Genomic DNA, 7,426 nt, shown 5'->3' on the forward strand with positions numbered 1-7,426 from the left:
TCGTTTTCACTCAGAGATAGAATCTGGATAGTTAATGACAGGTTTTAGGTGCTTTAACTCTTTCCCAATCTTATAAATGTATAAGAAGACAAGCGCTTGAGAATTCTACTCTCGGAAGACTTGCACTTCGAGCAATATTTGGTTAGAATATGAGTGGGACTTAAAAAGTTTACCCGGGACATTTTGAGACCATGAACAAGGGAATAGAGGAAGACGAAGTTGCAGGAGTGAAAGCATGCGTAATTTATTAGATATCCAAAAGCAGCTTCTGCCTGATCTCATGGAAACCCTTAAGAGACGGTACACGATTCTTCATCAGATCATGCTGTCCGATATCATTGGACGCAGAACGCTTGCCGCTTCGCTTGATATGACTGAGCGGGTACTGCGTGCCGAGACGGATCTTCTGAAATCGCAAGGGCTCATTGAGATCGAGAGCGTTGGTATGCGCATTAGCGCTGCTGGGCGCAGACTGCTTGATTTGCTAGAGCCGGTCGTTAAGAGCCTGTTTGGTCTGGATGAGCTGGAAGAGAAAATTCGGGCAACATACGGTCTGGATAAAGTCATTGTGGTGCCGGGTGATTGTGAGTCATCACCATTCACCAAACGTGAGCTTGGCCGCGCAGGTGCAAAAGCGCTGCTCAGTGTCCTCCGTACAGATGATATTGTTGCTGTCACAGGTGGATCAACGCTTGCCGATATGGCTGATCAACTGACACCGCCGTTATCCCTTTCCTATAAGAACGCCTGGTTTGTTCCAGCGCGTGGCGGATTAGGAGAGAGTATGGAGATTCAAGCCAATACGATTGCCTCTACAATGGCAAAACGGGTTGGAGCGAATTACCGGTTGCTGCATGTCCCTGATTTACTTAGTGGGGATGCCTATCAGTCATTAGCACTTGATTCTAATATTGGAGAGATTGTACAAATCATCCGCAGTTCGCGTATTATTGTACATGGGATTGGGGATGCCATTGAAATGACTCGCCGCCGCAAGCTGGATGAGGCTACTGTCTCAGAAATCCAGGGTGAGGGAGCAGTGGCAGAATCCTTTGGATATTATTTTAACGAAGATGGTCAGGTTGTGCATACGATGCTTACGATGGGATTACGTCTAGAAGATATTGTTCGGACGGAAACTGTCATCGGTATTGCCGGAGGCAAGCCAAAGGCCAAAGCTATTCATGCCATGCTGCGTTTCGGGCAGGAGAATATACTCGTCACGGACGAGGCTGCTGCTGTGGAAATAGGCAAGGAGATTGACAATCAGTTACAGATATCGTCGTAACTTACTAGAACATATATCTTGCATTATACTTAACATTGTTGTCATGACAGGCTTCACGGTCTGTTTTGAATAAATAAAACGAATTCTAGGAGGAACTATTCAATGAGTGTAAAAGTTGGAATTAACGGATTTGGACGTATTGGACGCCTTGCTTTCCGCCGTATTCAAAATGTAGAAGGTATCGAAGTGGTAGCAATCAACGACTTGACTGACGCTAAGATGCTTGCTCATTTGCTTAAATATGATACAACTCAAGGTAAATTCCAAGGTGATGTTGAAGTGCATGACGGCTTCTTCAAAGTCAATGGTAAAGAAGTTAAGGTTCTTGCTAACCGTAACCCTGAAGAATTGCCATGGGGCGACCTAGGCGTTGATATCGTACTTGAGTGCACAGGTTTCTTCACAACTAAAGAAGCAGCTGAAAAACACTTGAAAGGTGGAGCTAAGAAAGTAGTTATCTCCGCTCCAGCTACTGGCGACATGAAAACTGTCGTTTACAACGTTAACGATGACATTCTTGATGGTACTGAGACTGTTATTTCCGGCGCATCTTGCACTACTAACTGCCTAGCTCCAATGGCAAAAGTATTGAACGACAAGTTCGGTATCGTTGAAGGCTTGATGACTACAATTCACGCTTACACTGGCGACCAAAACACTTTGGATGCTCCACACGCTAAAGGTGACTTCAGACGTGCTCGTGCAGCAGCTGAGAACATCATCCCTAACACTACTGGTGCTGCTAAAGCAATCGGTCTGGTTATTCCAGAACTTAAAGGTAAATTGGATGGTGCAGCTCAACGTGTTCCAGTTGCAACTGGTTCCTTGACTGAGCTTGTAACTGTTCTTGATAAGAGCGTTACTGTTGAAGAAATCAACGCAGCTATGAAAGCAGCTTCCGATCCAGACACTTATGGTTACACTGAAGATGAAATCGTATCTTCCGACATCAAAGGTATGACTTTCGGATCCCTGTTCGATGCTACACAAACTAAAGTATTGACTGTTGGCGACAAACAACTGGTTAAAACGGTTGCTTGGTATGACAATGAAATGTCCTACACTGCACAATTGGTTCGTACTTTGGAGAAATTCGCTAAAATCGCTAAGTAATTGACTTGATATAAGCAACATCTATAGAGCGGAAACAGAAGTTCCTTGTTTCCGCTCTTTCTAAATGTATTTCTTGTTTCCTGCTAGAAACAATATGGGGTGTGGAGGAATTAATCATGAACAAAAAGAGCGTCCGTGATGTAGAAGTAAAGGGTAAACGCGTATTTGTACGCGTGGATTTCAACGTGCCTGTAGAAGACGGTAAAATTACTGATGATACTCGTATCCGCGAAACACTTCCAACTATTAAATATTTGATTGAGAACGGTGCAAAGATCATTCTTGCAAGTCACATGGGTCGTCCTAAAGGCCAATTCGTAGATTCCATGCGTTTGACTACTGCTGCTGAACGCCTGTCCGAGCTTCTTGGCAAACCAGTAGCTAAAGCTGACGAAGCTGTTGGTGAAGCTGTAAAAGCAAAAATTGCTGAGCTAGGAGAAGGCGACGTACTTGTACTTGAGAATGTTCGTTTCTACCCAGGCGAAGAGAAAAACGATCCTGAACTGGCTAAACAATTTGCTGAACTGGCTGATTTGTTCGTTAACGATGCGTTTGGTGCGGCTCACCGTGCTCATGCATCGACAGAAGGTATCGCTCATTTCCTACCAGCTGTATCCGGTCTTTTGATGGAGAAAGAATTGTCTGTTCTGGGTAAAGCTCTTTCTAACCCTGAGCGTCCTTTCACTGCAATCATCGGTGGTTCGAAAGTGAAGGACAAAATTGACGTGATCGACAACCTGCTGAATTTGGCAGACAATGTCTTGATCGGTGGCGGTCTGTCCTACACCTTTACCAAAGCATTGGGATTTGAAATCGGTATTTCCCTAGTGGACAACGATAAATTGGGAACTGCTCTTGAATTCATTGAGAAAGCCAAATCGCTTGGTAAGAACTTCTTGCTTCCAGTTGACGTCGTGGTAGCCGATAAATTCGGTGCGGATGCCAACACGCAAATCGTTCCTTTCAATGAAATCCCAGAAGGCTGGGAAGGTCTTGATATCGGACCGAAAACCCGTGAGCTTTATGCAGATGTGATCAAAAACTCCAAGCTAGTTGTCTGGAATGGACCTATGGGTGTATTTGAAATTGATAAATTCGCTGAAGGTACAATTGCAGTAGCAAAAGCTTGTGCAACTACTGAAGGTTATACTGTTATTGGTGGCGGAGATTCCGCAGCAGCAGCAGAGAAATTCCACCTGGCTGATCAAATGGATCATATTTCAACTGGTGGCGGTGCATCCCTTGAGTTCATGGAAGGCAAGGCGCTTCCTGGCGTAGAAGCACTGAACGATAAGTAAGACCCAAGAAGGAGGCAACTTAAGTCATGAGAACACCAATTATCGCAGGAAACTGGAAGATGTTCAAAACAGTTCCTGAAGCAGAAAGCTTTATTGCTGACATCAAAGGCAAAGCAGAAGTAGAAGGCGTTGAGACTGTAATCTGCGCTCCATTTACTAACCTGCCTGCACTTGTAGCAGCTGCAAAGGGTACAGACATCAAGATTGGCGCACAGAACCTGCACTTTGAAGATAACGGTGCTTACACTGGAGAAATCAGTGGTGTAATGCTTAGCGATCTCGGCGTAGACTATGTAATCATTGGTCACTCAGAGCGTCGTGCTTATTTTGGCGAAACAGATGAAATCGTGAATAAGAAAATGCATGCTGCATTCCGTCACGGTATCACTCCAATCGTATGTGTTGGAGAAAAGCTCGAAGAGCGTGAAGCTGATCAAACTAAAGCAGTATGTAAAGTACAAACTGAAGCTGCATTCCAAGGACTTAGTGCCGAGCAAGCAGCAAAAGTTGTCATTGCATACGAACCTATCTGGGCTATTGGCACAGGTAAATCATCCACTTCCCAAGATGCTAACGAAGTTATTGCTTACATCCGCAGTCTTGTAAAAGATTTGTATGATGCAGCAACAGCTGAAGCTGTTCGTATTCAATACGGCGGCAGCGTGAAGCCTGAGAATGTAACTGAGTACATGGGCCAAAGCGACATCGATGGTGCGCTTGTTGGCGGTGCCAGCTTGCAGCCTGCTTCCTTCGTTCAATTGGTTGAGGGGGCGAAGTAAGATGTCAGCTCCAAGACCTGTAGCTTTGATCATCATGGATGGTTTCGGTTTGCGTGGAACCTCTGAAGGTAACGCCGTTGCTCAAGCTAACAAACCTAACTATGACCGTTACTTGAAACAATATCCTAATACTACCCTTACTGCTTGTGGTGAAGCTGTTGGTCTTCCAGAAGGCCAAATGGGCAACTCTGAAGTAGGGCACTTAAATATTGGTGCAGGACGGATTGTATACCAGGATTTGACTCGTATCGATAAATCGATCCGTGAGGGCGAATTCTTCGATAATGAAACACTGGTAGCCGCAGTTAGAAATGCTAAGAACACAGGTAAAAAGCTTCATCTTTACGCGCTTGTATCCGACGGAGGGGTACATAGCCATATTAATCACCTGTTTGCTATGCTTGACCTGGCTAAGAAAGAAGATATGCACGAAGTGTATATCCACGCTTTCATGGATGGCCGGGACGTACCTCCAGATAGTGGTAAGAAGTTTGTTCAAGATCTGGTTGCTAAGATTGAAGAGGTTGGAGTAGGTACAATTGCTACGGTATCCGGGCGTTATTACGCAATGGACCGTGACAAACGTTGGGATCGTGTAGAAAAAGCCTATCGTGCTATGGTTTATGGCGAAGGACCGAAATACACGGATGCTCTGCAAGCTATCACTGCATCTTATTCAAATTCCGTGTTCGACGAATTCGTTGAACCTAGCGTAATTGTAGACAGTGAAGGCAAGCCGGTAACGGCAGTAGAGAGCGGCGATTCCGTCGTGTTCCTCAACTTCCGCCCTGACCGTGCTATTCAGTTGTCACAAGTGTTCACGAATCAAGATTTCCGTGGTTTCGAACGGGGTCCTTTGTTCCCGCAAGACTTGCACTTCGTATGCCTGACTACTTTCAGTGAAACGGTACAAGGTTATGTAGCCTATTCACCGAAGAACCTGGATAACACATTGGGTGAAGTACTTGTGCAACAAAACAAGAAGCAACTGCGCATCGCGGAAACTGAGAAATATCCGCACGTAACGTTCTTCTTCAGTGGTGGACGTGATGAGGAGCTTCCAGGAGAAACTCGTATCTTGATCAACTCTCCTAAAGTAGCAACCTATGATCTTCAACCTGAGATGAGTGCTTACGAAGTGGCTGCAGCCTGCGTAGCAGAAATTGAAGCGGAAAGACAGGATGCTATTATCCTTAACTTTGCAAACCCTGATATGGTTGGACACTCCGGAATGCTGGAGCCAACAATCAAGGCTGTAGAGGTAACTGATGAGTGTGTAGGTAAAGTAGTGGACGCAGTAGTTGCCAAGGGTGGCGTTGCGATCATTATTGCCGATCACGGTAATGCAGACATGGTGTTTGATGAGAACGGTCGTCCGTTCACAGCTCATACCACTAACCCGGTTCCGTTCATCCTTACGGATGAAAATGTTGTATTGCGCGATCGCGGTATCCTTGCCGATGTAGCACCAACCATTCTGGATCTGATGGGACTTCCGCAACCTGCGGAAATGACCGGTCAATCCATGATTGCTAGTCGCAAATAAGGAAACAATACCTAAGATTCAAGCTTTAACAATTAAAAACCAAAACATTGTTTAAAGGAGATTAACTAAAATGACTATTATTTCTGATGTATATGCTCGCGAAGTCCTTGACTCCCGCGGTAACCCAACTGTAGAGGTTGACGTTTATCTTGAATCCGGTGCTAAAGGCCGCGCTATCGTTCCTTCCGGCGCTTCCACTGGTGCTCATGAAGCTGTAGAGCTTCGTGATGGCGATAAATCCCGTTACATGGGTAAAGGCGTTCTTAAAGCTGTTGAGAACGTAAATGAAATCATTGCTCCAGAAGTTATCGGTATGGACGCTCTTGATCAAGTGGGCATCGACAAATTGATGATTACTTTGGACGGAACACATAACAAAGGTAAATTGGGCGCTAACGCAATCCTAGCAGTATCCATGGCCGTAGCTCGCGCAGCTGCAGCAGCATTGGATATTCCTTTGTATGTATACCTGGGCGGATTCAACGCTAAAACTCTTCCAGTACCAATGATGAACATCATCAATGGTGGTGAGCATGCGGATAACAACATCGATGTTCAAGAGTTCATGGTTCTTCCTGTAGGAGCTCCAAGCTTCAAAGAAGCTCTTCGTACAGGTGCTGAAATTTTCCACAACTTGAAATCCGTACTTCAATCCAAAGGCCTGAACACTGCTGTGGGTGACGAAGGTGGTTTCGCACCAAACCTTGGTTCGAATGAAGAAGCAATCACTACAATTATCGAAGCTATCGAAAAAGCTGGTTACAAACCAGGCGTTGACGTATTCTTGGGTATGGACGTTGCTTCCACTGAGTTCTACAAAGACGGTAAATACACACTTGCTGGCGAAGGTAAATCTTACACTTCCGCTGAGTATGTTGACCTTCTTGCTTCATGGGTTGAGAAATACCCAATCATCACAATCGAAGACGGTATGTCCGAAGACGACTGGGATGGTTGGAAATTGCTTACTGAAAAATTGGGAGACAAAGTTCAATTGGTTGGTGACGACTTGTTCGTTACAAACACTGAGCGTCTTGCAACAGGTATCGAAAAAGGTATCGGTAACTCCATCTTGGTTAAAGTTAACCAAATTGGTACATTGACTGAAACTTTCGATGCTATCGAAATGGCTAAACGTGCTGGTTACACAGCTGTTATCTCTCACCGTTCCGGCGAATCCGAAGATAGCACAATCGCTGACATCGCTGTTGCGACTAACGCTGGTCAAATCAAAACGGGTGCTCCTTCCCGTACAGACCGTGTTGCTAAATACAACCAATTGCTTCGCATTGAAGACGAGTTGGGTGAATTGGCTCAATACAACGGCCTGAAATCCTTCTACAACCTTAAAAGATAATCTGCTTTTATAGCAGAGTACGAAGACCCGCCATTATGGCGGGGG

The 7,426-nt window shown here is 45.2% G+C and carries 6 protein-coding genes; all 6 read left to right on the forward strand.

The annotated features are described in order from the left end of the window. Window positions 1-235: 235 nt before the first annotated feature. The 6 genes from CA598_RS20740 to eno all read left to right on the forward strand — a co-directional run bounded on the left by CA598_RS20740 (window position 236) and on the right by eno (window position 7,381). Window positions 236-1,288: a sugar-binding transcriptional regulator gene (locus CA598_RS20740; protein WP_042123320.1), complete on the forward strand. Its 1,053-nt coding sequence runs from the start codon at window positions 236-238 to the stop codon at window positions 1,286-1,288. A gap of 102 nt (window positions 1,289-1,390) precedes the next feature. After that, window positions 1,391-2,401 (forward strand): type I glyceraldehyde-3-phosphate dehydrogenase, encoded by a 1,011-nt coding sequence (gap, locus tag CA598_RS20745; protein ID WP_036687120.1) that lies wholly within the window; start codon window positions 1,391-1,393, stop codon window positions 2,399-2,401. Between the two features lie 116 nt (window positions 2,402-2,517). Then, window positions 2,518-3,699, forward strand: coding sequence for a phosphoglycerate kinase (locus CA598_RS20750; protein ID WP_094873189.1), 1,182 nt, complete (start codon window positions 2,518-2,520; stop codon window positions 3,697-3,699). A 26-nt stretch (window positions 3,700-3,725) separates the two neighbouring features. Beyond that, window positions 3,726-4,478: a triose-phosphate isomerase gene (gene tpiA, locus CA598_RS20755; protein ID WP_060626476.1), complete on the forward strand. Its 753-nt coding sequence runs from the start codon at window positions 3,726-3,728 to the stop codon at window positions 4,476-4,478. A gap of 1 nt (window position 4,479) precedes the next feature. Beyond that, entirely contained in the window at window positions 4,480-6,024 is a 1,545-nt protein-coding gene (gpmI, locus tag CA598_RS20760) for a 2,3-bisphosphoglycerate-independent phosphoglycerate mutase (protein WP_094877730.1), read from the forward strand. Between the two features lie 70 nt (window positions 6,025-6,094). Further along, window positions 6,095-7,381: a phosphopyruvate hydratase gene (gene eno / locus CA598_RS20765; protein WP_042123330.1), complete on the forward strand. Its 1,287-nt coding sequence runs from the start codon at window positions 6,095-6,097 to the stop codon at window positions 7,379-7,381. Window positions 7,382-7,426: the final 45 nt, after the last annotated feature.

It is taken from the genome of Paenibacillus sp. VTT E-133291 (genome assembly GCF_002264395.1).
GTDB classification, from domain to species: domain Bacteria; phylum Bacillota; class Bacilli; order Paenibacillales; family Paenibacillaceae; genus Paenibacillus_AQ; species Paenibacillus_AQ nitricinens.